Raw genomic sequence first — 23,338 nt, 5'->3', positions numbered from 1 at the left:
AGAATCTCGCCATCCCCCCTTACTTTGCCGGGAAAATAGGTTAGAAGCGCCTTTCAAGTCGATCGGCCGCATGAACGGACTATGCCATGGTAATGAATAACAGCGATGACAGCTTCATTCGTGAAGTGAATGAGGAACTGCGCTCCGAGCAGATACAGAATGTCTGGAAGCGTTTCCGGCCGCTGATCATCGGCGTCGCGGTTCTGATCGTCCTGGGCGTGGCCGGTGGTGCGCTGTTCGAATGGTGGCAGGCGCGGGAATCCTCAGCATCCGGCGACCGGTTCATCAACGCGGTCAAGGATGCAAGCGCCGACAAGTCCGATCAGGCGATGAAGGAACTCGAAGCGCTGAGCAAGGATGGCTTTGGCGCCTATCCGGTTCTGGCGCGCATGCGGCTTGCGACGCTGAAAGCCGACAAGGGCGACGCGAAGGGCGCAATCGCCGATTTCAACGCCCTTGGCCAGGATGCGGCCGTGCCGGGCCCGGTGCGCAATGCAGCCAAGCTTCGCGCCGCATGGCTGATGGTCGATAACAGCTCTTATGAAGAGCTTGCCAGCGCCGTGGAAGAACTGGCCGCAGCGTCGTCGCCGGTGCGCAACAGCGCGCGCGAGGTGCTGGGCCTGTCCGCATTCAAGGCTGGCAACTATGCCAAGTCGCGCGAATGGCTGCAACTGGTGCTCGATGACGCCGATGCCTCCGCAGGCGCCAAGACGCGCGCCCGGACGGTGCTGGCACTCATTGCCGCCAGCGGCAAGCTGTCCTGAGCACTGAGAAACCTGTCCCGGAGAGCGGCATGACCTTTACAGTGGCGATCGTCGGGCGGCCGAATGTCGGCAAATCCACCCTATTCAACCGGCTGGTTGGCAAGAAGCTGGCGCTGGTTGACGACCTACCGGGTGTCACCCGTGACCGCCGGCCGGGCGATGCGCGCCTTGTCGATCTCAGGTTTCGTATCATCGACACGGCTGGTCTCGAAGAGGCGCATGAGGATTCGCTCGAAGGCCGCATGCGCGCCCAGACGGAAGCGGCTATCGACGAGGCCGACCTGTCGCTCTTCCTGGTTGATGCCAAGGCCGGCCTGACACCACTCGATAATACGCTGGCCGAAATGCTGCGCCGGCGGGGAAAGCCTGTCGTGCTGGTCGCCAACAAGTCAGAGGCGCGCGGCTCCGACGCCGGCTTCTACGATGCCTATACGCTGGGGCTCGGCGAACCCTGCCCGATCTCGGCCGAACACGGCCAGGGCATGATCGATCTCCGCGATGCGATCGTCGCTGCCATCGGCGAGGACAAGGCCTTCGGCGACGAGGATATTGCCGAGACCGACGTCGATGTCCGGCCGACCGAAGAAGAACTCGACGACGAGAATTACGAGCCGGTCTATGACGAGACCAAGCCGCTCCGCATCGCCGTCGTCGGCCGCCCGAATGCCGGCAAGTCGACGCTGATCAACCGCTTTCTCGGCGAGGACCGGCTGCTGACCGGCCCCGAAGCCGGCATCACGCGCGATTCCATTTCAGTCGAATGGAAGTGGAAGGAACGCACGATCAAGATGTTCGACACGGCGGGCATGCGCAAGCGGGCAAGGGTCGTGGAGAAGCTCGAAAAGCTCTCGGTCGCCGATGCGCTGCGCGCCGTGCGGTTCGCCGAAACCGTCATCATCGTCTTCGACGCGACGATCCCCTTCGAGAAGCAGGATCTCCACATCGTCGATTTCGTGGTCCGGGAAGGCCGCGCCTGCGTCCTCGCATTCAACAAATGGGACCTCATCGAGGATCGCCAGAAGGTGCTCGCGGATCTCCGCGAAAAGACCGACCGCCTGCTGCCGCAGGTACGCGGCATCCGCGCCGTCACCGTGTCCGGCGAGACCGGTGAGGGACTCGACCGGCTGATGCAGGCGGTGATCGAAGCCGACAAGATCTGGAACAAGCGCGTTTCAACGGCGAAGCTCAACCGCTGGCTGGAATTCCAGACCCAGGGCCATCCGCCTCCGGCCGTGTCGGGCCGCCGCATCAAGCTCAAATACATGACGCAGATCAAGTCCCGCCCGCCCGGCTTCATCATCTCGTCGTCGCGGCCGGAAGCCTTGCCCGAGAGCTATACGCGCTACCTGATCAACGGGTTGCGTGACGACTTCGGCCTGACCGGCGTGCCGATCCGCATTTCCTATCGCGGCACGGTCAACCCGTTCGAGGGCAGGGCCAACAAGCGCAAGTGATCACTGCCAAGGGATGCGCGGGCAGTCGTAAAGCGCGATCATCGCATCGTTCGAGATGAGATACATCGGCTCCGCGATGGCCTGCGCGATAAGCAGACGGTCGAATGGATCGCGGTGATGCTGCTCGAGAATGTCCACCGTTGCCGCGTGTTGGGGCGTAACGGGTAGGAGTTGAAACTTTAGAGCTCTGAAATAACCGATAGCGTCATTGCCGCTGAAGGGCGGTGAATCGCTCCTTTTCAGCTTATGCTTGGTCGCGATTTCGAAGATCGTGACTGACGACACGAACACTTCCGAAGAAGATCGGTTGATCGTTTCCTTGATATGGGCGGGCAACAGGGAAGATTGGGCAACTGCCCATATTGCTGCGTGTGTGTCGAGCAACAGCCTCAATCGTCGTCCCCGTAAAATGCGCGCTCGATCTCTTCATTTGAAGCGTTGAGATCTTCCAGCGACATCGGCGGGAACTTGCCGTCCATGAACCCCAAGGGCTGGCGGGGCTCGGTTTCGGTCGATATGGCCACCAGTTTCGCCGCCGGTTTCCCGTTACGGGCGATGATCACCTCATTCTCGTTGCCGCTTTCAACCGCATCGACGAGTTTGGAAAGATTTGTCTTTGCTTCAAGCATATTCACGACTGCCATGATGACGTCCTTAGCTAACTCTGACTAAGAATAATGCCTGGCAATGGAAATTGCAATATCTTCACTCAGCCGGCAGCGTGATCCCGTTCGCCCGCATCACATTGGTGAGGAACTGGCGTGTCGCCGCCTCCCAGGTGAAGCTCTCGGCAAGCGTGCGTGCGGCCGGCCGTGACGCCGTCAGGGCGCGAAGGCAGGCCGTGCGCAGGTCCTCGTCCAGCGCGCCGGCTTCCGGATGGCCGCCGAGGATATCGGCGGGGCCGGTGACCGGATAGGCCGCGACCGGCACGCCGCAGGCGAGCGCTTCAAGAATGACATTGCCGAATGTATCGGTCTTGGATGGAAAGACGAAAACATCCGCCTGGGCATAGGCTTCGGCCAGTTCCTTGCCGAATTTGGAGCCGACGAACAGCGTGTCCGGATGGAGCCTTTCGAGCTTTTCGCGGTCAGGGCCGTCGCCGATGACGATCTTGGAGCCCGGCAGGTCGAGTTCGAGGAAGGCGGGAATGTTCTTTTCCACCGAGACGCGGCCCACCTGCATGAAGATCGGGCGGGTCAGCCCGAACGGCTTTTCCTCGAGCGGCCTGGGCGCATAAAGCGTGGGATCGATGCCGCGTGTCCAGCGCATGAGGTTGCGGAAGCCGCGACCCGAGAGCTCGGTTTCCAGGCTTTGCGTCGCCACCATGCAGACATTGCCGGCATTGTGGAACCAGCGGACCATCGAATAGAGCAGGCTCTGCGGCAGCGGCAAGCGCGCCGAGACATATTCCGGAAAGCGCGTGTGATAGCTGGTCGAGAACGGCATCTTGTGCGACAGGCACCAACGGCGGGCGTAGAAGCCGAGCGGTCCTTCCGTGGCGATATGCACGAAGGACGGCTGGAAGCGATCGATCGCCGCAGCGACCGTTTTGTAACGTGTCAGCGCGATACGTATCTCGGGATAGGAGGGCAGGGGAATGTTGCGGAACTTGTCCGGCGTCACGAGCATGATCTCGTGGCCCATGCGGCGCATTTCCTCGATCGTATTTTCAAGCGACCGGACGACGCCATTCACCTGAGGATGCCAGGCATCCGTGACTACAGTGATTCTCGCCATGCGATGGCTGCGCCCCGTGTCAACTGTCCCGACTCACTCGCGGAACACCCCGTCGAGGAGGCTTTTCTTACGATTTTGTTACAGGCTTATGACGGTCAAAGGCCCAGCTTTTCCCTCGATATCAGCGCGCCGGGCTGGCCGATCACCGCCGATGCCACGCGGGCCGCGAACCGGGCGGCGTCCGATGGGCTGTCACCCGCCGCGAGTCGCGCGAGATAGCCACCATTGAAGCTGTCGCCGGCGGATGTCGTATCGATGACCGCAGCGGGTGGATGGGCGGGGATGTGGGTAATGGTTCCCTGTCCGGAGATTGTGGCACCCTTGGCACCATCCTTGACGACGACGCTGGCGACCCCGAGTCCGTGGTAGCGCTCGATCGTCTTTTCGACAGAACCGTCGCCGAAATGAGCGGCCTCGTCATCGAAGCCAGGGAGCACGATCGACGCCGTCGCGGCCGCGGCGGATATCGATGACAGCATTTCCTGTTTGTCCGTCCACAGGCGCGGCCGGATGTTGGGGTCGAATGCAACTGTCTTGCCGCCGTCACGCGCAGCCTGCGTCAGTTCCAGCAGCGTCTTGCGTGCTTCCGGTGTCAGGATCGCCAGCGTGATGCCGGAGAAATAGATCACATCAGCCGCATCGATCGCTGCTCGCAGCGCTTCCCTGTCATCCGCCAGTTGCCGGGCGGCCGAGACGCTGCGCCAGTAGCTGAAGCTGCGCTCGCCCCGGTCGAGATGGATCATGTAGAGGCCGGGTGCCTTGCCCGGCAGGCGGCGGATGCGGCTGGTCTCGACGCCGGCCGATGCCATAAATTCCAGTATTTCGCCCGAGGCACGGTCGTCGCCGAGCGCGGTGAAATATTCAATGCTCCAGCTCTCGGGAAGAAACGCGCGGGCATACCAGGCGGTGTTGAACGTGTCGCCCGCGAACCCTTTTCGCATCATGTCGCCGCCGAGGCTTGCGAGTTCGATCATGCATTCGCCGATCGACAGGAATCTGGGCATGGAAACTCCATTGAAATCCGGATGTTGAGAGTGATGCCCCGTTTACGGAATCGTGGGCGCCCGGTAAAGGGGATAGACCATCGATGGAGATTTCCGCATGAGCGCCAAGAAGACCACCGTCTCGACTGATAAGGATTGGTGGCGCGGCGCCGTAATCTATCAAATCTATCCCAGGTCCTTCCAGGACTCGACCGGCGACGGCAGTGGTGACCTGAATGGCATCACGGGTCGGCTGGAGCATGCCGCTTCGCTCGGTGTCGATGCGATCTGGCTGTCGCCCTTCTTCAAGTCGCCGATGGCCGATATGGGCTATGACGTGTCGGACTATTGCGATGTCGATCCGATATTCGGCACGCTTGGCGATTTCGATGCGCTGGTCGACAAGGCGCACAGGCTCGGCCTGAAGGTGATCATCGACCAGGTCATCTCGCACACATCGGACCAGCACCCGTGGTTCAAGGAAAGCCGCACCAGCCGCGACAATCCCAAGGCCGACTGGTATGTCTGGGCGGACCCGAAGCCGGATGGCACGGCGCCTAACAACTGGCTCTCGATCTTCGGCGGGCCGGGATGGGAGTGGGATGGCGTGCGTCGGCAATATTACATGCACAACTTCCTGACCTCGCAGCCGGATCTCAATTTCCACAATCCCGAGGTTCAGGACGCGGTGCTGGACACGGTGAAATTCTGGCTTGAGCGCGGCGTCGACGGCTTCCGTCTCGACACGGTGAATTTCTATTTCCACGACAAGCACCTGCGGGACAACCCGCCGCTCGACGGCAGCCTGAAGGGTGGCACCGCCGATGCGCCGGACACCAACCCCTACGGCATGCAGCACCACCTCTATGACAAGACCCAGCCGGAGAATGTCGCGTTCCTGAAGCGCCTCCGGTCACTGCTCGACAAATACGAAGCCCGCGCGACCGTCGGCGAGGTGGGCGACGGCTACCGCTCGCTCTCCACCGTCGCGGCCTATACGACCGGCAACGACAAGCTCAACATGTGCTACACGTTCGACCTCCTGTCGCCGAACTTCACCGCCGACCATATCCGCAACTGCGTCACGGCGGTGGAAACCCAGTGCGTCGACGGATGGATCTGCTGGGCCTTCTCCAACCATGACGTGATGCGGCATGCGAGCCGTTTCACGGCGGAGGGCGATGATCCGGCCCGCATCGCCAAGCTGGCGCTTACCGTGCTTTCGACATTGCGCGGCTCGATCTGCCTCTACCAGGGCGAGGAACTGGGCCTGTTTGAGGCCGACCTCGCCTTCGAGGATCTGCGGGATCCCTACGGCATCCGCTTCTGGCCGGCGTTCAAGGGGCGCGACGGATGCCGCACGCCGATGGTCTGGGATGCCGGCATGCCGTTTGCCGGCTTTTCGACCGTCAAGCCCTGGCTGCCGGTGCCGCCAGCCCATGCCGCGGTCGCCATCGACAGGCAGGACAAGCAAGCCGGATCGGTGCTCTCGCACTATCGGCAGATGCTGAAGCTGAGAAAGGCGCATGGCGCGCTGGTCGATGGCGACATCGCATTCCTGGCGACCAACCAGGACCTGCTCGCGTTCACCCGGACGAAAGGCGAGGACACGTTCCTCTTCGTCTTCAACCTGACGCGCGAGCCGGTGCAATTTGCCGTTCCATCCGGCCTCGATGGGATCTCCGCCTTTGCCGTTCCGGGCTTCAATCCGGATTTCGACGGCAAGGTGGTGAGCCTCGCGGGCATGGACGCATTCTGCGGGAAACTTTAGCGTTTCTTCACGAAATCTCCGCAATGTTCCGGGATGGATGGCTCCCCGCCATCTCTTCCCGGATTTTCCATGCGCCTTTTCCTGTCCGTTTCGCTCGCCCTGCTTTCGGCCGCACATTCATTCGCAGAGACACAGGAAAAACCCAGGCAGTTGGTGATCATCTCCTTCGATGGTGCCCACGACAACAAGCTCTGGGATCGTTCGCGCAAGCTCGCGAAGAAGACCGGCGCGCATTTCACGTATTTTCTATCCTGCACATATCTGGTCAATCCGAAAGATCGGCACGCCTATCGCGCGCCACACCAGAAACCGGGTCGCTCCAATACCGGCTGGGCACAGAGCGTGCCGGAGATCCAGCAACGGCTGGGCAATATCTGGCAGGCGCATCTCGACGGACACGACATCGGCTCGCATGCCTGCGGCCATTTCGACGGCAAGGCCTGGACGAAGGCCGAGTGGAAACAGGAATTCGCCGATTTCGACAAGGCGTTGCTCGGAGCATGGAAGAACAACGACTTCGCCGAGTTCGAGCCCAAGGAATGGGCGGATTTCGTCGAAAACGACATCAAGGGTTTTCGCGCGCCCTATCTCTCCACCGGTCCGGGGCTGATACCTGCGCTGAAGGCCAAGGGCTTTACCTATGATGCGAGTTCGATCTCGAAGGGACCGGCTGATGTCGAGAAAACCTCCGGCATCACCCGCTTCGCGCTGCCGCGCATTCCCGAAGGCCCCGAGGGCCGGCTGGTGATCGGCATGGACTACAACCTCTATGTCAGGCATTCCGCTGGCCTGAACTCACCCGGCCGCGCAAAGCAATTCGAGGCGCGGACGTTGGATGCCTTCCGCCGTGCCTTCAACGAACAGTATGACGGCCGCCGCGTGCCCCTGCAACTCGGCTTTCATTTCGTCGAGATGAACGGCGGCGCCTATTGGGATGCGCTCGACACGTTTCTCACCGAGACCTGCGGCAAGCCCGAGGTCGCCTGCATGAACTACGCGCAGGCGATGGAGTTGATGAAGGGCAAGAAGGCGGATGGGTCGGCGTTTTGAGATTCATCAGAACTGTTCTTGCTCGCCGGCTTCGATGAATTCGCGATCCATTGCGGGTAGAGGCTCATCATTCATCGTTCTTTCGAACGCCTGGAGGCGTTTATAGATAGAAATAAGCTCGATCATGGTCGGCCACGAATTGACGAGATACTGGAATGAGTTCGTCACATTCTGGAAGGCATCCCTGATCTGTTGGAAGGCACCGAAGGAAATGACGGCTGCGCTGAGCGAGGGTACCATGATTAGTGTTGGGAAAATCGAGTCTGTCTGCAGGTAAAGAAAGCGGAAGAAGTTGAAATACATGTAGTGCCAGTACATGCGGAAGCTGTTCTTTCGGACGTTGCCAAAGAATTCCTTTATGGTCGCCGGTTGGGCACGCGCCGGATCGTCTTCACCATAGACAAGTTCTTTACGAAATGCCGCTTCAACACGCTGCTTCTGGAATTCCAGTCCGGGCAGTTTGATACCGGCCACGATCATAAGAAGCGTACCGAACACCGACCAGAAAATTGCGGCCACGACGAGCGGATAGGGCACTTCGCCGATAATGGGAAGTTCTTTGACTTTTGCCGAAAGAACCGTGAGCAGGGGAAGATAGACGATCAACGTCATGAAAGACTGGATCGCGCTTGTCCCGAGGTCTTCCATCGTTGTCGCGAAGCGGTTTGCGTCTTCCTGGATACGCTGTGACGCACCTTCGATAGTCCGGACTCGCTCCCAATACGAGTAATAAAAATCCGTCATCGCATTGCGCCAGCGGAACAGATAGTGGCTGATGAAGAAGGCGTAGAACACGGCGAAGATGATGTACACGCTCGCAAGTTCGAAGAATATCAGTGCGCTCGAGTAGATCTCCCATTGCGTCACCTGCATAACGTTGGGTTTGGATACCGCTTTGACCAGCAAGTCGTAGTGTGGGCCGCGCCAATAGGTTATCGCGACGCTGATATCCACCGAGAAATAGCTGAAGAACACGACAAAGCCCGAGCCCCAGATAGACCAGAGCTTCCAGGGATGATCGCCGGCATAGAAATGCCAGAAAAGGCAGAACGAGATCAGGAAGAAGAGAAAGTAGCAATAGAAGAATAGGTTGGCGCTTGTGAAAAAGTAGCCGATGCCGACGACGGGCTGCGCGACAGCGGATGCGGACATCCCCAAGACGTTTGCTATCGAGGACCCGACGGTGAACCAGACAAAGAGACTGACTGCCAGCCAGAAGATCATGGTCAAGAGGAGAAGTTTTGGCTTCGGATAGAAAGAATGAAACAAGCGTACACGCTCCTCTGAAGCCCCGCACCCTCCGCGAAGCACTGAATTTGCCGGGACCGTAGTTCAGAAAAACGGGCGCTTCAATGGCGGGAAGTCAAGATGAATAAAATGTAACGGGACGCTGGGCCTTTTGTCGGGAAATCTCCGGCAACGCTCTTTAGTCCGCCAGCGTCAGCACCAGCGGCCCATTCCGTGTCGCGACGATCGTGTGCTCGTATTGCACCGTCAGCGCCTTGGGTTCGGCGAGCAGCGTCCACGGATCCTTGCCGCCTTCGGCCCAATGCGCGCCGAGCGACAGGAAGGGTTCGATGGTGAAGACCTGCCCGTCCTCGATGATCCGCTTCTCGGTCGCATCCGGCCACGTGGAAAGCTCGGTCGGCTCCTCGTGCAGCGAGCGGCCGACGCCGTGGCTGGCGAGGTTTTCAATCAGCGTGTAGCGGTTCTTGGCGGCGAATGCGCCTATGGCTTCGCCGATCTTGGCGTAGGGCCGTCCAGTCTTAACCTGGTTGAGCCCCACCCAGAGCGCCCGTTTGCCGTCACGGCAGAGCTTTTCGGCCTTGCCCTTGGCGGGCGGGATGACGAAGGATGCGCCAGTATCGCTGAAATAGCCATCCTTGACTGCCGAGACGTCGATATTAACGAGATCGCCCGGCTGCAGCACACGATCACCCGGAATGCCATGGGCGACTTCCTCGTTGACGCTGATGCAGGTGGCGCCCGGAAACTGGTAGCAGGTCTCGGGCGCCGATAGCGCGCCGGCGTCTTCCAGCAGCTTGCGGCCGATCTGGTCGAGCTCGCGGGTGGTCATGCCGGGTTCCATCGCCGCCGCCATCCGGTTGAGCGTCGTCGCGCAGATGCGTCCGATTTCCTTCAGTGCCTGAAGTTCGGTATCGTTGGAGACAACCATGCCAATTCGTCCGGTTTTCGATGCCGTTCTATGAAGTTATTTGGCCATAGCGTCAACTTTGGTCTCGGCCAACATCTGCCGCACCAGCGGCGCGACCTTGGTGCCGTAGAGCTCGATGCCGCGCATGATCTGGTCGTGCGGCATCAGGCCGATCGCCATTTGCAGCAGGAAGCGCGTATTGCCGAAATTCTTGTGCTGCGCGACGATCTTTTCCGCTACCCGCTCAGGATCGCCGATGAAGAGCGCGCCCCGGGATGAGGCCGACTGGTCGAATTGCGCCCGGCTCGATGGCCCCCAGCCACGCTCGCGGCCGATGCGGTTCATCACCGAGGTCGAGGGACCGTAGAACTGGTCAAGTGCCGCCTCGGTCGTATCGGCTATGAAGCCATGAACATTGATCGAGGTCTGCAGGGTGGCGGGATCATGGCCGCCCTTCTTCGCCGCCTCACGATAGAGATCGAAGAGCGGCGCAAAGCGCGCCGGCTCGCCGCCGATGATGGCAAGCGCCAGGGGCAGGCCGAGATAGCCCGCGCGGGCCACGGAGGCAGGCGTGCCGCCGACGGCGATCCAGACCGGCAGCTTTTCCTGCAACGAGCGCGGATAGACACCTCGGCCGTCGATCGGGGCACGTGTCTCGCCCGACCATGTCACCTTCTCCTCATCGCGGATGGCCAGCAGCAGTTCCAGCTTCTCCGAAAACAACTGATCGTAGTCGTCCAGATTATAACCGAACAGCGGAAAGCTCTCGATGAAGGAGCCACGGCCGGCCATCACCTCGGCGCGGCCATTTGAGATCAGGTCGAGCGTCGCATATTGCTGGTAGACCCGCACCGGATCATCCGAACTCAACACAGTCACCGCGCTGGTTAGTTTGATGTTTTTGGTGCGCGCAGCCGCGGCGGCGAGGATGACGGCAGGTGCAGACGCCATGTAATCCGGCCTGTGATGTTCGCCGAGGCCGAAGACATCGAGCCCGACCTGATCGGCGAGTTCGATCTCTTCGAGCAGGTTCTTCACCCGTTGCGCCGCATCCCGGCCGCGATCGCCGCTGGCGGCTTCAGGATTGACGTCGGCGAAGGTATAAAGGCCAAGTTCCATGTCGGACTCCGGGATTTGCTTTTTGCGAACATGGCGATCTGCACTGGAAATGAAAAGGGCAGCCGAACGAACACTGTGTTCGTTGCCGTCCAATTTTCTCTCTTTCCAGGCCAATTTTCTCTCTTGCCAAGCTGGGGGCCTTATGGATTAGTCTGGTTTTTAAGCGGAGGAATCCATGTCTATCGAACACTGGCTCGCATTCTGTGCTGCGTCCGCCATCCTGCTCGCCATCCCCGGCCCCACCGTCCTTCTTGTCATATCCTACGCGCTCGGCCACGGACGAAAAATGGCTTTCGCCACCGTCGCGGGCGCGGCGCTCGGCGATTTTACGACAATGACGGCCTCGATGCTGGGTCTCGGCGCGCTGCTCGCGGCATCCGCAACGATCTTCACGGTGCTCAAATGGATCGGTGCGGCCTATCTCGTCTATCTCGGCATCAAGCTCTGGCGCGCGCCGGTGGCCGAGCCGTCCGGCGGTGAAGACACGGCGGCCAGCCCCAGGGAAAAACCGCTTCGCATATTCGCGCATGCTTATCTCGTCACCGCGCTCAACCCGAAGAGTATCATCTTCTTCGTGGCCTTCCTTCCGCAGTTCCTGGATGCGTCGGGATCGGTGCCCCTGCAACTCGCCATCTTCGAGGCGACGTTCCTGGTTCTGGCAATCACCAATACCAGCCTCTACGCGCTGCTCGCGGCAATGGCACGCACCCAGATCCGCAAACCAAGGATTCAACGCATCGTCAACCGCACTGGCGGTTCGCTGATGATCGGGGCAGGGGTACTGGCCGCGGGGTGGAAGCGGGTGGTGGCTTAGGATTCGGGCTTCTTTGAAGCTTCGTGTGGCCAAGGCCGGCCGCCAAGCTTCTCATAGTCTGCGGCCGTCATCAGCACGTGGGTCTCGTGACCTCTTGTCGTAATAATCACAGGACCATCGGCGGCTGCGGCAAGCAGGCTGCGAGTCTTACGGTGAAACGTCGTGCTGCTGACAGTCTCCATAGCCATTCTCCTCGCGCGATCCTGAGGATGATACTACTCAAAATTGCTTCAAAGTCATCTCCGATCGGGTATGACGTAGCTTTTGCACATCTCACATCCTGAACGGTATCATCCTTCTCACCGCTGGATCGCGGAACCACAGCCCGCCCCAAGCGAACAGTCCGAGATAAAACCCGAACAGCAAATGGCTGAACAGCGGGCTGCCGGCGTTGAAGTGCGTGGCCATCGCGCCGCCGAGATAGCCGGTCATCAGGATCGCGCCGAGGATCGAGGTCCGCGGGATCGCGTATAGAGCCGCGCAGAGCAAGGTCAGAACGCCGAGGATACGTGCTGAGGTCACGTCATTGGGTATGCCGAGCTGGGCTGAAGTATCGAGCACCACCTGCAACGGCACGAGCTTGATGGCGCCATCGAAGATCAAGAATGCGATGAGCAATCCGCTCAGCACCCAGCCGGTGATCTTGGCGGCCTTGCCGGGTGTTGTACTGAGGGTTTGAATCTGTTCGATCGTGGTCATGATGTAGTCCTCGAGAGTTGGTTGGCTTATGCTCCAAGGACGTAAGGCAACTCCGATCGCCGACAGCAGCCGAGAAAAAACTTATCCGTCGACCACGACCTTGGCCTTGCCGGCGCTGATATCCGCGAGCGAATCGAGATGGTCGCGGATATGCGCCGCCTCGGCCGGCGAATTGGCAAGCGCGATGGCGCGGTCGAAACTTTCGCGGGCTTCGGCGGCGCGGCCGAGTTCCTTCAACAATCCGCCGCGAACGCCATGGAAATAGAAGTAGCCCGAGAGCTCCTCGGCAAGCGGCTCGACAATCGCGAGCGCCGCTTCGGCACCCCTTGCTTTCGAGACGGCGACGGCGCGGTTGAGTGTGACCACAGGCGAGGGCTGCAGCTTTTCCAGCATGCGGTAAAGCAGTTCGATCTCGGCCCAGTCCGTGTCTTCCGGCCTTGCGGCGCGGGCGTGCAACGCCGCGATTGCCGCCTGCACCTGATACATGCCCGGCTCGCGATGGCGCATCGCCTTGTCGATCAGCGCAAGCGCTTCGGTGATCAGGACACGATCCCAAAGAGCCCGGTCCTGCTTTTCAAGCAGCACGATGGCATTCCGCGCGTCGAAGCGCGCCTTGAGCCGGGAATGCTGTAAAAGCATCAATGCCAGCAGGCCCATCAGTTCCGGCTCGCCGGGAAAGAGCTTGATCAGCAACCGCGTCAGCCGGATCGCCTCGTCGCAGAGTGCGGCATTGGAATTATCGGGATTGGCTGTCGAGTAGCCTTCGTTGAACACGAGGTAGACCATCGAGGCCACGAGCCCCAGCCGCTCGGCGCGCTCGGCTGGCCCCGGCGCCTCGAACGGCACGCCTGCTGCGGCGACCCGGCCCTTGGCGCGGGTAATGCGCTGCTCCATCGCCGCCTCGCTGACGAGGAACGCCCGAGCGATCTGCTTGACCGAAAGCCCGGAGACTATACGCAGCGCGAGCGCGATCTGCTGGGTCGCAGGCAGGTCTGGATGGCAGCAGATGAAGAGGAGCCGCAGGATGTCGTCGCGATAATGCGCGCCGTCGAGCCGTTCGGCCATGTCGGCCTCGGCGTCTTCCTTGTCGGAGATCTGGTCTTCATCCGGCAGCGCCTCGAGTTTCGAGCGCTTGCGGATCTGGTCGACGCCGGCATTGCGGCCTACAAAGATCAGCCAGGCGGCGGGATCACCCGGCGGGCCGTTCTTCGGCCAGCTTTTCAATGCCCGGAGGCAGGCTTCCTGGAATGCCTCTTCGGCGAGATCCAGCGTACGGAAATAGCGCAACAAAGCGCCGAGCGCCTGGGGCCGTGCTGCTTTGAAGGCCGCGTCGATCCAGGCTAGCTCGGTCATTTCGTCCGTCCGTCAGGTACATAGACCGCAAGCGGCCTGATTTCGTAGGAGCCGGTGCCGGGATTGGCATCGGCGAGTTCATGCGAGATGGCGATCGCGTCATTGAGCGTCTCGACATCCACGACGTAGAATCCGAGGAACTGCTCCTTGGTTTCGGCGAAGGGGCCGTCGAGGACGAATTTTTCCTTGCCGTTCTTGCGCAATGTCGTGGCCGCGGTCGTCGGCAGCAGCCGCGCGACGGGCCCGAGCTTGCTCTCGGATGTCAGGCGGTTCGTCACGGCAAAAAGCCGCTCCATGGTGGCGTCGTCCTCTTCCTTGGACCAGGCCTGGATCACGTCTTCTTCATTGTAGCAAAGGATGGCGTAAAGCATGGGTAACCCTTTTCTCGAAACGGAGGACGCATGGATAGCGCGCGTGCCGACAGGTGGCGATAGAAAAATCGCGTTATTTCAGGAAGGGGTTCAAGATGGTCAGGCGGCTTTCCACATGCAAACTATGGTGCATGTCCTCGCTGAGAAGATGCTGACAGCCGGCTCGTAAGGCGGATGAAACCATCAAGGCATCATAGAAGGAAAAATTATAGCGGCGCGGAAGAACGAGCGCCCCTTCGTGAGTTTCGACATCGATCGGACGAACATCCTGGCATAGAATCCTGATGGACTTTAGTGCATCTTCCATATCGGCCAGCGTCATGCCCAAGCGACGCCTTGCGACGTTTGCGAATTCGTTCAACGCTTGAACACTGGTGACAAAGCCCTACTGCAGAAGCGGCCTGGCGGCTGTCGCCTTTGGATCGTTTGAGAAGGCATAGACAATTATATTGGTGTCGAGAAAGACGCTCGCCATTCAGCGGGAATTCGCTTCTTCGCGATCGAACTTCCAGTCCGCAGGCAGCTTGATTCTTAGGTTGACCAGCTTCTCAAGTGCCCAAGCGCGCCGCTCGGCGAGTTGAGTGCTACTCATTTGCTTGCCCTCTATACGAACCATAAGTTCGTCGCCTTCGGCCAAAGCCAACGCTTCCACAACTGTGTCGGGCAGTTCTAGGACGAGATGATCACCTGATTTTGCTACACGCATCGAAGTCTCCGGAAAACAACGCCAGAACATATTACTATGGTTGTATCTTTCCGGCAACCAATCGCTCACCCTGTCGTCAGCGTCCGCCGCACGGCGTCCTTCCAACCCCTGAGCTTGGCGTTGCGGGTCTTGTCATCCATCTTCGGCTCGAACTTGCGTTCGAGTGCCCATTTCTTCGCAAAGCCCTTCTGGTCGGGCCATACACCGGCGCGGGAGCCTGCGAGCCAGGCGGCGCCGAGTGCCGTGGTTTCCAGCACCTGCGGACGGTCGACAGGCGCATCGAGAATGTCGGAAAGGCATTGCATGGTCCAGTCGGATGCCACCATACCGCCATCGACGCGGAGCACCGTTTCGCGTTCGCCTTCGATCTTCCAGTCCTTGTGCATGGCGTCCGCCAGGTCGCGGGTCTGGTAGCAGACGCTTTCAAGCGCCGCCTTGGTGATCTCCTCCGGCCCGGAATTGCGGGTCAGGCCATAGATCGCGCCGCGTGCGTCGGCATCCCACCAGGGCGCGCCGAGGCCGACGAAGGCGGGTACGAGATAGACGTTCTGGCTGGGATCGGCCTTCTCGGCCAGTTCGGCGGAGTGATGCGCGGCCTTGATGACGCGCAGGCCGTCGCGGAGCCATTGCACGGCAGCGCCGGCTATGAAGATCGAGCCTTCGAGCGCGTATGTGGTCTTGCCGTCGAGGCGATAGGCGATGGTGGTCAGCAGGCGGTTCTTCGACAGCACCATGTCTTCGCCGGTGTTGAGCAGCGCGAAGCAGCCGGTGCCATAGGTCGATTTCAGCATGCCGGGCTTGAAGCAGGCCTGGCCGATGGTCGCCGCGTGCTGATCGCCGGCGATGCCGAGGATCGGAATCTCGGCGCCGAACAGGGATTTCTCGGTGACGCCGAAATCGCTGGCACAATCGCGGACTTCAGGCAGCATCGCGGCGGGGATGTCGAGGATGCCGAGCAGTTCGTCATCCCACTTGTTCTCGGCGATGTTGTAGATCAGCGTGCGCGAGGCATTGGTGGCGTCGGTCAGGAAGCTCCTGCCGCCGGTGAGGCGCCAGAGCAGGAAGGTGTCGATCGTGCCGAAGCAGAGTTCGCCCTTGGCGGCGCGGGCGCGGGCGCCCTTGATTTTGGACAACAGCCAGGAAAGCTTGGTGCCGGAGAAATAGGGGTCGAGCAGCAGCCCGGTCTTCCTGGTGAACTTTTTCTCCAACCCTTTGATCTTGAGCGCATCGCAGAGCCGCGCCGTGCGACGATCCTGCCAGACGATGGCGTTGTGAATCGGCTTGCCCGTCGCCCGGTCCCAGACCACGACCGTCTCGCGCTGGTTGGTGATGCCGATGGCGGATATGTCCGATGCCGTGATGCCGGCCTTCTTGATCGCCGACTTGACGACCGAAACCACCGATGCCCAGATTTCCTCGGGATCGTGCTCCACCCAGCCGGATTGCGGAAATATCTGGGTGAATTCCTTCTGGCCGGAGCCTGCGGCTTTCATGTTGGAATCGAAAATGATCGCGCGGCTCGAAGTCGTGCCCTGATCGATCGCCAAGATATAGCCGCTCATCGGATCCTCCCCATCCCAATTCCTCACTGAAGATTTTCAATCTGAACTTCAAACGAAAGTCAAAGGAAAATAAACGCGCCTTGAGTTGCGGGCCATATGAGAAAAGCCGCGGGGCACAAAACCCCGCGGCTTTCCATCAATGTATGCCGGTTCCAATTACTGGAACATGGTGAAGGCCGGAGCGTACTCGACCTTTCCGGATTGCGCCGGCAAGCCATCGGGCTTAAGCGGCACGGCCATCAGGTACGGGCCGGCAAATGCCGACTCGAAGCTTGCGGCGTGGTCCGGATGAAAACCGAAACGCTGGTAATAGTCCGGCTTTCCGAGCACGAAGACGCCCTCGAACTCCATCTCTCCGGCCTTGAGCAGGCCCTCGTGGATGAGCTTGGCGGCGATGCCCCTTCGGCGCAAATCCTCGCGGACCGCGACGGGGCCAAGGCCCAGCGCCCGGAAGGGCGCCGACATTTTTGAAAAGACGACATATCCGCAGATATTGCCTTCATGTTTTGCAATCAGGGCTATCTCTGCGTCACCCTCCTCATGCAAACGCTCGACCAGTACGGATTCCTCCTCTCCCGGGAATGATTGGCGCAATAGTGCCTGAATTTCCGGCAGATCCTCTGCCGTTGGTGTCTGGACTATCATGTCAACTCCATGCTGTTTCGTGAGTTGCTTATGGCCGCAAAACGGCCAAACATAACAATTCCGGCGTGCCCGGTTTGGTTCCCGCGTTTCCGGCACTATTTTTGCGAATTTTTTGACCATCGGGTAAAAATCGCCTCTTGCGATTTTCGGCGTCTGCGCACAGGCTGGCTGGACATAACAATAAAGCGGAACATGATGGCTATCGCATACAGGAACAGCATCGAATTCATCCTGAACGGACAAGAGGTCTCGTTGACCTCCGTGCCGCCCCGGCAGACACTGCTGGACTGGTTGCGGCTTGACCGCCGGATGACCGGCTCCAAGGAAGGGTGTGCCGAGGGTGATTGCGGGGCCTGTTCGGTGCTCGTCGGGCGCCTCGTCGAGGGCAGGCTGGTCTATGAATCCGTCAATGCATGCATTCGGTTCATGGGTTCGCTGAACGCGTGCCACATTGTTACCGTCGAACATTTGAAGGGTGAGGACGGCAAGCTGCACCCCGTGCAGCAGGCGATTGTCGACTGTCACGGGTCGCAATGCGGCTTCTGCACGCCGGGCTTCGTGATGTCGCTCTATGGCCTGTGGCTCGCCAATTCCGATCCCAGCCGGGAAGAGATCGAAGTCGCCCTGCAAGGCAATCTCTGTCGGTGCACGGGTTACGAGCCGATCGTCAAGGCAGCGGAAACGGCAGCGAAGACCAGACCCGCCGATGTATTCGATCCGATCGAGGCGATGCGCGAACGGGTTATCGCGAGGCTGGGCGAGATGGCTGCACAGGGCTCCGTGCATATCGTCCATGGTGGTGATGAACTCTTCGTGCCCGCAAGCGTGCCGGACCTGGCAGAAATTCTCGCCGCACATCCGCACGGCACGGTCGTCGCAGGCTCGACCGATGTCGGCCTCTGGGTGACGAAGCAGATGCGGCCGATCAATCCGGTCATCTTTATCAATGGCCTCACGGCGCTGCAGACAATCAGCGTCACAAGGCATGGCATCACGATCGGCGCCGGGGTGACCTATAGCCAGGCGCTGGAAGCGCTTGCCGAGGCTTATCCGGCGATGGGCAAGCTGATCCCGCGCATCGGTGGCGCGCAGGTGCGCAACATGGGCACGATCGGCGGTAATATCGCCAATGGCTCACCGATCGGCGACATGCCCCCGGCGCTCATTGCGCTGGGTGCCGAGGTCCGCCTGCGCTCGCGCGAAGGTGCCCGGACGCTGCTGCTCGAAGAGTATTTCATCGAATATGGCAAGCAGGACCGGCAGCGCCACGAATTCGTCGAAAGCATCTTCATTCCGGCTTTGCCGGCAAGCGCCCAGTTCGCCGCCCATAAGATTTCCAAGCGCCGCGACGAGGATATCACCGCCGTGCTCGGTGCTTTCTACTTAAGGCTCGTTGGTGACAGGGTGGCCGAGATCAGGCTCGCCTATGGCGGCATGGCCGGCACGCCGAAGCGGGCGGCGAGTGTCGAAGCCGCACTTCTCGGCAAGCCGTGGACCGAAGCCAATGTCCGGGCGGCAATGGATTTGCTCGGCGAAGATTTTGCTCCGCTCACGGATTGGCGCGCCAGCGCCGAGTACCGCCTGATGACGGCGAAGAACCTGATCCTTCGCTTCTATATCGAAAGCCAGGGCGAAGAGGCCGAACTTCAGCGCTTTGCCGTGGGAGGCCGCGCATGAACAAGATCGATATCGACATCCGTCTGCATAAGGAAGAGATCTCAGGCGGCATGCACCGTGATCTCCGGCACGATTCCGCCCACAAGCACGTGACCGGCGAGGCCGACTATATCGACGACATGCCGCTTCCCGAGGGCACGCTGCACATGGCTGCGGGCCTGTCGGATCGGGCGCATGCCGATATCCTGTCGCTCGACCTCGCTGAGGTTCAGGCGACGCCGGGCGTGGTCTTGGTTCTCACCCACAAGGACATTCCCGGTCACAACGATATAGGCCCCAACCATCGCGACGACGAACCGTTGCTGGCGGAACGGCGCATCGAATTTCACGGCCAGATGGTGTTCGTGGTGGTGGCCGAGACGCGCGAGATCGCCCGCACTGCTGCCCGCAAGGCAAAGTTCACCTATCACGACCTGCCGCATGCGACGGATATCCTCGACGCCCGTGCGCTCGGTTACAAAAACGTCACCGATCCGCTGACGCTGAAGCGCGGCGATGCCATCACCGCGCTCGAACTGGCGCCACGCCGGATCAAGGGCGAGATGCGCATTGGCGGCCAGGAGCACTTCTATCTCGAAGGCCACATCGCACTGGCCATTCCCGGCGAGGACAACGAGGTGACTGTCTGGTCCTCGACCCAGCATCCCAGCGAAATCCAGCACATGGTCGCCAATATATTGCAAATCCCGGTTCATGCCGTGACCGTGAACACAAGGCGCATGGGCGGCGGTTTCGGAGGCAAAGAGACCCAGGGCAACCAGTTCGCTGCACTTTCGGCGCTGGCGGCCAAGAAGCTCAAGCGCGCGGTAAAATTCCGGCCCGACCGCGACGAAGACATGATGATGACGGGCAAGCGGCACGATTTTCTTGCCGAATACGACGTCGGCTTCGACGATGAGGGCCACATCCTCGCGGTAAAAACCAATTACGCGGCGCGGTGCGGCTTCTCGTCGGATCTATCCGGCCCGGTCACGGACCGCGCGCTGTTCCACGCCGACAATGCCTATTTCTATCCCAATGTCCTGCTGACCTCGGAGCCGATCAAGACCAACACGGTCTCCAACACCGCGTTTCGGGGTTTTGGCGGTCCACAGGGACTGGTCGGCGCCGAGCGCATCATCGAGGAGATCGCCTATGCGATCGGCGTCGATCCGCTCGAAGTCCGCAAGCGGAATTTCTACGCCATCGAGGGCGACGAGCGCTGCCTGACGCCCTATCACCAGAAGGTCGAGGACAATATCATCCACCGGATCGTCGACGAGCTGGAGGCGAGTTCCGACTATCAGGCCCGGCGGAACGCGATCATCGCGTTCAACAAGACGTCGAAGGTCATCCGCAAGGGCATCGCCCTGACGCCGGTGAAGTTCGGTATCTCCTTCACCTTCACGCCGTTCAACCAGGCCGGCGCGCTGGTGCATATCTATCAGGATGGCTCGGTGCACCTGAACCACGGCGGCACCGAGATGGGGCAGGGGCTCTATACCAAGGTTGCCCAGGTGCTGGCCGATGAGTTCCAGATCGATATCGACCAGGTGATGATCACCGCGACGACCACCGCCAAAGTGCCGAACACCTCGGCGACCGCCGCCTCTTCCGGCTCCGATCTCAACGGCATGGCGGCCTATGATGCCGCCCGGCAGATCAAGGACCGGCTTTATTCTTTCGCCGCCGAACGCTGGCAGGTGCCGGTGGCGGATGTGCATTTCCTGCCGAACCGGGTGCGGATCGGCACGGAGGAAATCCCCTTCGCCCATTTCATCAAGCAGGCCTATATGGCCCGTGTGCATCTCTCCGCCGCCGGCTTCTACAAGACGCCGAAGATCCATTGGGACCGCGCGCGCGGCCAGGGCCGGCCGTTCCTGTACTATGCCTATGGCGCCTCCGTATCAGAAGTCTCGATCGATACGCTCACCGGCGAATATCTGCTGGATAGAACCGATATCCTCCACGATGTCGGCAAGTCGCTCAACCCGGCCATCGACAAAGGGCAGGTCGAGGGCGCCTTCGTGCAGGGCGTGGGCTGGCTGACGACGGAAGAACTCTGGTGGGACGACAAGGGCCGGCTTCGGACCCATGCGCCCTCGACCTACAAGATCCCGCTCGCGTCGGACCGGCCGAAGATCTTCAACGTCGATCTCGCCGAGTGGTCCGAAAACGAGGAGATGACCATCGGCCGCTCGAAGGCCGTCGGGGAGCCACCCTTCATGCTCGGCGTCTCGGTGCTCGAAGCGTTGTCGATGGCAGTGGCGTCGATGGCTGATTACAAGGTTTGCCCGAAGCTGGATGCGCCTGCGACGCCCGAGCGGGTGTTGATGGCGGTCGAGCGGATGCGGGCGGTTTGACGCCGGAGTTCACCTCATGACCTTCGAATCCTTCCTCACCCATTCCGGCCCATCCATCCTCGTCGAAGTCACCGCAACCAAGGGCTCGGTCCCACGCGAAACCGGCACCTTCATGCTTGTCTCCATCACCGACATATGGGGCACCATCGGGGGCGGCAATCTCGAGTTCGCCGCCATCGACAAGGCGCGCGGCATGCTCGCTTCCGGAGCCCAATCCGGGATCATGAGCATCACGCTCGGCCCCGACAGCGGCCAGTGCTGCGGCGGTGTCGTCGATCTCGAACTGTCGGTCGCCGACGAAGCCGCCACGTCAAACCTCAAGGCGAGGCTCGCCAGGGAAAAGCTTTCCTTCCCCGACGTCTACCTGTTCGGCGCCGGTCACGTCGGGCGGGCGCTCGCTCTCGCGCTGAAGCCTCTGCCGTTTCACACTGTCGTCATCGAGACGCGACGGGAGGAACTCGCGGACCTCGACGCCGAAATCGAAACCCGCCTGGTCGCGATGCCGGAAAGCCTCGTTGGAGAAATCCGGACGGGCGGCGCCGTCGTCATCCTCACCCATGATCACGCGCTGGATTTCCTGATCGGCGCGGAAGCACTGAAGCGCGACGATCTCGCCTATGTCGGGATGATCGGTTCGAAGACCAAGCGCGGTGTGTTTTCCAACTGGCTCGTCCGCGAAGGCTATGACGACGACATGATCGATGGTCTCGTCCTGCCGATTGGCGGGCGGAAGCTGAGGGACAAGCGGCCGGAAGTGATAGCCGCATTGGTGGCGGCGGAACTGCTCGGCGCGTTGCTCTGAATTCAGGGAAAGCTTTGCACGCACACGCGAAATATGGTCATAATCCGCGAAAAACAAACTGGGGACGCCGATGTATGAATATGCCGTAGCCTGGGAGTGGCTATCCTTTGCCGTGCGCTGGCTGCATGTGATCACGGCAATCGCCTGGATCGGCTCGAGCTTCTATTTCATCGCGCTCGACCTCGGCCTGGTGAAGCGCCCCGGCCTGCCAGAAGGCGCCTATGGCGAGGAGTGGCAAGTCCATGGCGGCGGCTTCTACCATATCCAGAAATATCTCGTCGCACCCGCCAACATGCCTGAGCATCTCACCTGGTTCAAATGGGAGAGCTATGTCACCTGGCTTTCCGGCTTCGCCATGCTGGCCGTGGTCTATTACGGCGGCGCCGATCTGTTCCTGATCGACCGCCATGTGCTGGATGTCTCTGCCCCGGTTGCGATCCTCATCTCGATCGCTTCGCTCGGCGTGGGCTGGATCTGTTACGACCTGCTCTGCAAATCACCCTTGGGCAAAAATACCTGGGGCCTGATGGTCCTGCTCTATATCGTTTTGGTCGCAATGGCGTGGGGCTATACGCAGGTCTTCACCGGCCGCGCCGCCTTCCTGCATCTCGGCGCGTTCACCGCCACCATCATGTCGGCCAATGTCTTCATGATCATCATCCCCAACCAGAAGATCGTCGTCGCCGACCTGATCGCCGGCCGGACGCCCGATCCGAAATACGGCCAGATCGCCAAGCAGCGTTCGCTGCACAACAATTACCTGACGCTGCCCGTCATTTTCTTCATGCTGTCGAACCATTATCCGCTGGCCTTCGCCACCCAGTTCAACTGGATCATCGCGGCACTGGTCTTCCTGATGGGCGTCACCATCCGCCACTGGTTCAATACCGTGCATGCCCGCAAGGGCGAGCCGCACTGGACCTGGCTGGTCACCGTGATTCTGTTCATCCTCATCATGTGGCTTTCCACGGTGCCCAGGGTGCTGACCGGCGAGCAGGATGCCGCATTGGCGCCGGCCTTCGAGCGCTTCAAGTCCGACACCCATTTCGCCGAGGCATCCGAGACGATCTCGACGCGCTGTTCGATGTGCCATGCCGCAGAGCCCGTCTGGGAAGGCATCATCTCGGCACCGAAGGGCGTGATGCTCGATAGCGACAATGCAATCGCCATGCATGCCCGCGAAATCTATCTGCAGGCCGGGCGTAGCCACGCCATGCCGCCAGGCAACATCACCGACATCACGCCCGAGGAGCGAAAATTGCTGACGGCCTGGTATGAGAGCGCAATCGCCGGCGGTGTCGTGCAATGACGGCGAAACGATCACCGGCCGCACC

24 protein-coding genes are annotated in these 23,338 nt (G+C 60.6%); 9 read left to right on the top strand and 15 right to left on the bottom strand.

From position 1 onward, the window contains the following. The first annotated feature begins 92 nt into the window (after positions 1-92). Together IHQ71_RS18435 and der are read left to right on the top strand one after the other, a co-directional pair. The gene (locus IHQ71_RS18435; RefSeq protein WP_258162876.1) at positions 93-764 is read left to right on the top strand and encodes a tetratricopeptide repeat protein; all 672 of its coding nucleotides are present in this window, start codon (positions 93-95) and stop codon (positions 762-764) included. A gap of 29 nt (positions 765-793) precedes the next feature. After that, positions 794-2,218, top strand: a complete 1,425-nt coding sequence (gene der, locus IHQ71_RS18430) for a ribosome biogenesis GTPase Der (protein WP_258157899.1) — start codon at positions 794-796, stop codon at positions 2,216-2,218. Here der and IHQ71_RS18425 read toward each other — a convergent pair whose 3' ends face one another. From IHQ71_RS18425 to IHQ71_RS18410, 4 genes are all read right to left on the bottom strand, one after another. Beyond that, positions 2,219-2,611 (bottom strand): type II toxin-antitoxin system VapC family toxin, encoded by a 393-nt coding sequence (locus IHQ71_RS18425; protein ID WP_258157898.1) that lies wholly within the window; start codon positions 2,609-2,611, stop codon positions 2,219-2,221. Beyond that, complete coding sequence (locus tag IHQ71_RS18420) at positions 2,608-2,847, bottom strand: type II toxin-antitoxin system Phd/YefM family antitoxin (protein ID WP_374989879.1); 240 nt, start codon at positions 2,845-2,847, stop codon at positions 2,608-2,610. Before IHQ71_RS18420 ends, IHQ71_RS18425 begins: the two co-directional genes overlap by 4 nt. A 76-nt stretch (positions 2,848-2,923) precedes the next feature. Continuing rightward, complete coding sequence (locus IHQ71_RS18415) at positions 2,924-3,955, bottom strand: glycosyltransferase family 1 protein (RefSeq protein ID WP_258157896.1); 1,032 nt, start codon at positions 3,953-3,955, stop codon at positions 2,924-2,926. Between the two features lie 95 nt (positions 3,956-4,050). Then, a complete protein-coding gene (locus IHQ71_RS18410) occupies positions 4,051-4,959 on the bottom strand; it encodes a sugar kinase (RefSeq protein WP_258157895.1) in 909 nt (302 codons plus the stop codon). 97 nt (positions 4,960-5,056) lie between these two features. On the opposite strand from IHQ71_RS18410, the gene IHQ71_RS18405 reads away from it, so the two are divergent. Next, positions 5,057-6,709, top strand: a complete 1,653-nt coding sequence (locus IHQ71_RS18405) for an alpha-glucosidase family protein (protein ID WP_258157894.1) — start codon at positions 5,057-5,059, stop codon at positions 6,707-6,709. 69 nt (positions 6,710-6,778) lie between these two features. Beyond that, entirely contained in the window at positions 6,779-7,759 is a 981-nt protein-coding gene (locus IHQ71_RS18400) for a polysaccharide deacetylase (protein ID WP_258157893.1), read from the top strand. 6 nt (positions 7,760-7,765) lie between these two features. Here the strand turns inward: IHQ71_RS18400 and sbmA are convergent, their stop codons facing one another. The 3 genes from sbmA to IHQ71_RS18385 form a co-directional block, all read right to left on the bottom strand. Further along, positions 7,766-9,070 carry a peptide antibiotic transporter SbmA gene (sbmA, locus tag IHQ71_RS18395; protein ID WP_308737852.1) on the bottom strand — a complete coding sequence of 435 codons (1,305 nt, stop codon included), beginning with the start codon at positions 9,068-9,070 and terminating at the stop codon, positions 7,766-7,768. Positions 9,071-9,185: 115 nt separating this feature from the next. After that, positions 9,186-9,935, bottom strand: a complete 750-nt coding sequence (map, locus tag IHQ71_RS18390) for a type I methionyl aminopeptidase (protein ID WP_258157891.1) — start codon at positions 9,933-9,935, stop codon at positions 9,186-9,188. A 36-nt stretch (positions 9,936-9,971) separates the two neighbouring features. Then, positions 9,972-11,033: an LLM class flavin-dependent oxidoreductase gene (locus tag IHQ71_RS18385; protein ID WP_258157890.1), complete on the bottom strand. Its 1,062-nt coding sequence runs from the start codon at positions 11,031-11,033 to the stop codon at positions 9,972-9,974. Between the two features lie 175 nt (positions 11,034-11,208). Here IHQ71_RS18385 and IHQ71_RS18380 point away from each other — a divergent pair, with 175 nt between their 5' ends. Further along, positions 11,209-11,847: a LysE family translocator gene (locus tag IHQ71_RS18380; protein ID WP_258157889.1), complete on the top strand. Its 639-nt coding sequence runs from the start codon at positions 11,209-11,211 to the stop codon at positions 11,845-11,847. Here IHQ71_RS18380 and IHQ71_RS18375 read toward each other — a convergent pair. From IHQ71_RS18375 to IHQ71_RS18340, 8 genes are all read right to left on the bottom strand, one after another. Beyond that, positions 11,844-12,029: a type II toxin-antitoxin system Phd/YefM family antitoxin gene (locus tag IHQ71_RS18375; protein ID WP_258157888.1), complete on the bottom strand. Its 186-nt coding sequence runs from the start codon at positions 12,027-12,029 to the stop codon at positions 11,844-11,846. The genes IHQ71_RS18380 and IHQ71_RS18375 overlap by 4 nt on opposite strands. Positions 12,030-12,120: 91 nt before the next feature. Further along, entirely contained in the window at positions 12,121-12,546 is a 426-nt protein-coding gene (locus IHQ71_RS18370) for a DoxX family protein (protein ID WP_258157887.1), read from the bottom strand. A gap of 81 nt (positions 12,547-12,627) precedes the next feature. After that, positions 12,628-13,899, bottom strand: coding sequence for an RNA polymerase sigma factor (locus IHQ71_RS18365; RefSeq protein WP_258157886.1), 1,272 nt, complete (start codon positions 13,897-13,899; stop codon positions 12,628-12,630). Beyond that, the gene (locus IHQ71_RS18360; protein ID WP_258157885.1) at positions 13,896-14,270 is read right to left on the bottom strand and encodes a YciI family protein; all 375 of its coding nucleotides are present in this window, start codon (positions 14,268-14,270) and stop codon (positions 13,896-13,898) included. The genes IHQ71_RS18365 and IHQ71_RS18360 overlap by 4 nt, the downstream gene beginning before the upstream one ends. 73 nt (positions 14,271-14,343) lie before the next feature. Further along, complete coding sequence (locus IHQ71_RS18355; protein WP_374989878.1) at positions 14,344-14,592, bottom strand: hypothetical protein; 249 nt, start codon at positions 14,590-14,592, stop codon at positions 14,344-14,346. Between the two features lie 153 nt (positions 14,593-14,745). Further along, a complete protein-coding gene (locus IHQ71_RS18350) occupies positions 14,746-14,976 on the bottom strand; it encodes an AbrB family transcriptional regulator (protein WP_258157884.1) in 231 nt (76 codons plus the stop codon). Positions 14,977-15,041: 65 nt separating this feature from the next. Then, positions 15,042-16,538 carry a glycerol kinase GlpK gene (gene glpK, locus IHQ71_RS18345; RefSeq protein ID WP_258157883.1) on the bottom strand — a complete coding sequence of 499 codons (1,497 nt, stop codon included), beginning with the start codon at positions 16,536-16,538 and terminating at the stop codon, positions 15,042-15,044. A gap of 156 nt (positions 16,539-16,694) precedes the next feature. Then, positions 16,695-17,426, bottom strand: a complete 732-nt coding sequence (locus IHQ71_RS18340) for a GNAT family N-acetyltransferase (RefSeq protein WP_258157882.1) — start codon at positions 17,424-17,426, stop codon at positions 16,695-16,697. On the opposite strand from IHQ71_RS18340, the gene xdhA reads away from it, so the two are divergent. From xdhA to puuD, 4 genes are all read left to right on the top strand, one after another. Continuing rightward, the gene (xdhA, locus tag IHQ71_RS18335; RefSeq protein WP_258162875.1) at positions 17,379-18,860 is read left to right on the top strand and encodes a xanthine dehydrogenase small subunit; all 1,482 of its coding nucleotides are present in this window, start codon (positions 17,379-17,381) and stop codon (positions 18,858-18,860) included. The genes IHQ71_RS18340 and xdhA overlap by 48 nt on opposite strands. Next, the gene (xdhB, locus tag IHQ71_RS18330) at positions 18,857-21,202 is read left to right on the top strand and encodes a xanthine dehydrogenase molybdopterin binding subunit (RefSeq protein WP_258157881.1); all 2,346 of its coding nucleotides are present in this window, start codon (positions 18,857-18,859) and stop codon (positions 21,200-21,202) included. The genes xdhA and xdhB overlap by 4 nt, the downstream gene beginning before the upstream one ends. Positions 21,203-21,218: 16 nt before the next feature. Continuing rightward, positions 21,219-22,004 carry a xanthine dehydrogenase accessory protein XdhC gene (xdhC, locus tag IHQ71_RS18325; RefSeq protein WP_258157880.1) on the top strand — a complete coding sequence of 262 codons (786 nt, stop codon included), beginning with the start codon at positions 21,219-21,221 and terminating at the stop codon, positions 22,002-22,004. A 70-nt stretch (positions 22,005-22,074) separates the two neighbouring features. After that, positions 22,075-23,313, top strand: a complete 1,239-nt coding sequence (gene puuD, locus IHQ71_RS18320; RefSeq protein WP_258157879.1) for a urate hydroxylase PuuD — start codon at positions 22,075-22,077, stop codon at positions 23,311-23,313. The last annotated feature ends 25 nt before the right edge of the window (positions 23,314-23,338 follow it).

The organism is Rhizobium sp. TH2 (assembly GCF_024707525.1).
Classification (GTDB): domain Bacteria; phylum Pseudomonadota; class Alphaproteobacteria; order Rhizobiales; family Rhizobiaceae; genus Rhizobium_E.
Note: the sequence above shows the minus strand (reverse complement) of the source record. Positions and strands in the feature narration are given on the sequence as shown.

Bases quoted from the DNA above. Each gene is read 5' to 3' on its own strand.
- IHQ71_RS18435 (WP_258162876.1), top strand. From the start codon at position 93: ATGAATAACAGCGATGACAGCTTCATTCGTGAAGTGAATGAGGAACTG.
- der (WP_258157899.1), top strand. From the start codon at position 794: ATGACCTTTACAGTGGCGATCGTCGGGCGGCCGAATGTCGGCAAATCC.
- IHQ71_RS18420 (WP_374989879.1), bottom strand. From the start codon at position 2,847: ATGCTTGAAGCAAAGACAAATCTTTCCAAACTCGTCGATGCGGTTGAA.
- IHQ71_RS18415 (WP_258157896.1), bottom strand. From the start codon at position 3,955: ATGGCGAGAATCACTGTAGTCACGGATGCCTGGCATCCTCAGGTGAAT.
- IHQ71_RS18410 (WP_258157895.1), bottom strand. From the start codon at position 4,959: ATGCCCAGATTCCTGTCGATCGGCGAATGCATGATCGAACTCGCAAGC.
- IHQ71_RS18405 (WP_258157894.1), top strand. From the start codon at position 5,057: ATGAGCGCCAAGAAGACCACCGTCTCGACTGATAAGGATTGGTGGCGC.
- IHQ71_RS18400 (WP_258157893.1), top strand. From the start codon at position 6,779: ATGCGCCTTTTCCTGTCCGTTTCGCTCGCCCTGCTTTCGGCCGCACAT.
- map (WP_258157891.1), bottom strand. From the start codon at position 9,935: ATGGTTGTCTCCAACGATACCGAACTTCAGGCACTGAAGGAAATCGGA.
- IHQ71_RS18385 (WP_258157890.1), bottom strand. From the start codon at position 11,033: ATGGAACTTGGCCTTTATACCTTCGCCGACGTCAATCCTGAAGCCGCC.
- IHQ71_RS18380 (WP_258157889.1), top strand. From the start codon at position 11,209: ATGTCTATCGAACACTGGCTCGCATTCTGTGCTGCGTCCGCCATCCTG.
- IHQ71_RS18375 (WP_258157888.1), bottom strand. From the start codon at position 12,029: ATGGAGACTGTCAGCAGCACGACGTTTCACCGTAAGACTCGCAGCCTG.
- IHQ71_RS18370 (WP_258157887.1), bottom strand. From the start codon at position 12,546: ATGACCACGATCGAACAGATTCAAACCCTCAGTACAACACCCGGCAAG.
- IHQ71_RS18365 (WP_258157886.1), bottom strand. From the start codon at position 13,899: ATGACCGAGCTAGCCTGGATCGACGCGGCCTTCAAAGCAGCACGGCCC.
- IHQ71_RS18360 (WP_258157885.1), bottom strand. From the start codon at position 14,270: ATGCTTTACGCCATCCTTTGCTACAATGAAGAAGACGTGATCCAGGCC.
- IHQ71_RS18355 (WP_374989878.1), bottom strand. From the start codon at position 14,592: ATGACGCTGGCCGATATGGAAGATGCACTAAAGTCCATCAGGATTCTA.
- IHQ71_RS18350 (WP_258157884.1), bottom strand. From the start codon at position 14,976: ATGCGTGTAGCAAAATCAGGTGATCATCTCGTCCTAGAACTGCCCGAC.
- glpK (WP_258157883.1), bottom strand. From the start codon at position 16,538: ATGAGCGGCTATATCTTGGCGATCGATCAGGGCACGACTTCGAGCCGC.
- xdhA (WP_258162875.1), top strand. From the start codon at position 17,379: ATGGCTATCGCATACAGGAACAGCATCGAATTCATCCTGAACGGACAA.
- xdhB (WP_258157881.1), top strand. From the start codon at position 18,857: ATGAACAAGATCGATATCGACATCCGTCTGCATAAGGAAGAGATCTCA.
- xdhC (WP_258157880.1), top strand. From the start codon at position 21,219: ATGACCTTCGAATCCTTCCTCACCCATTCCGGCCCATCCATCCTCGTC.
- puuD (WP_258157879.1), top strand. From the start codon at position 22,075: ATGTATGAATATGCCGTAGCCTGGGAGTGGCTATCCTTTGCCGTGCGC.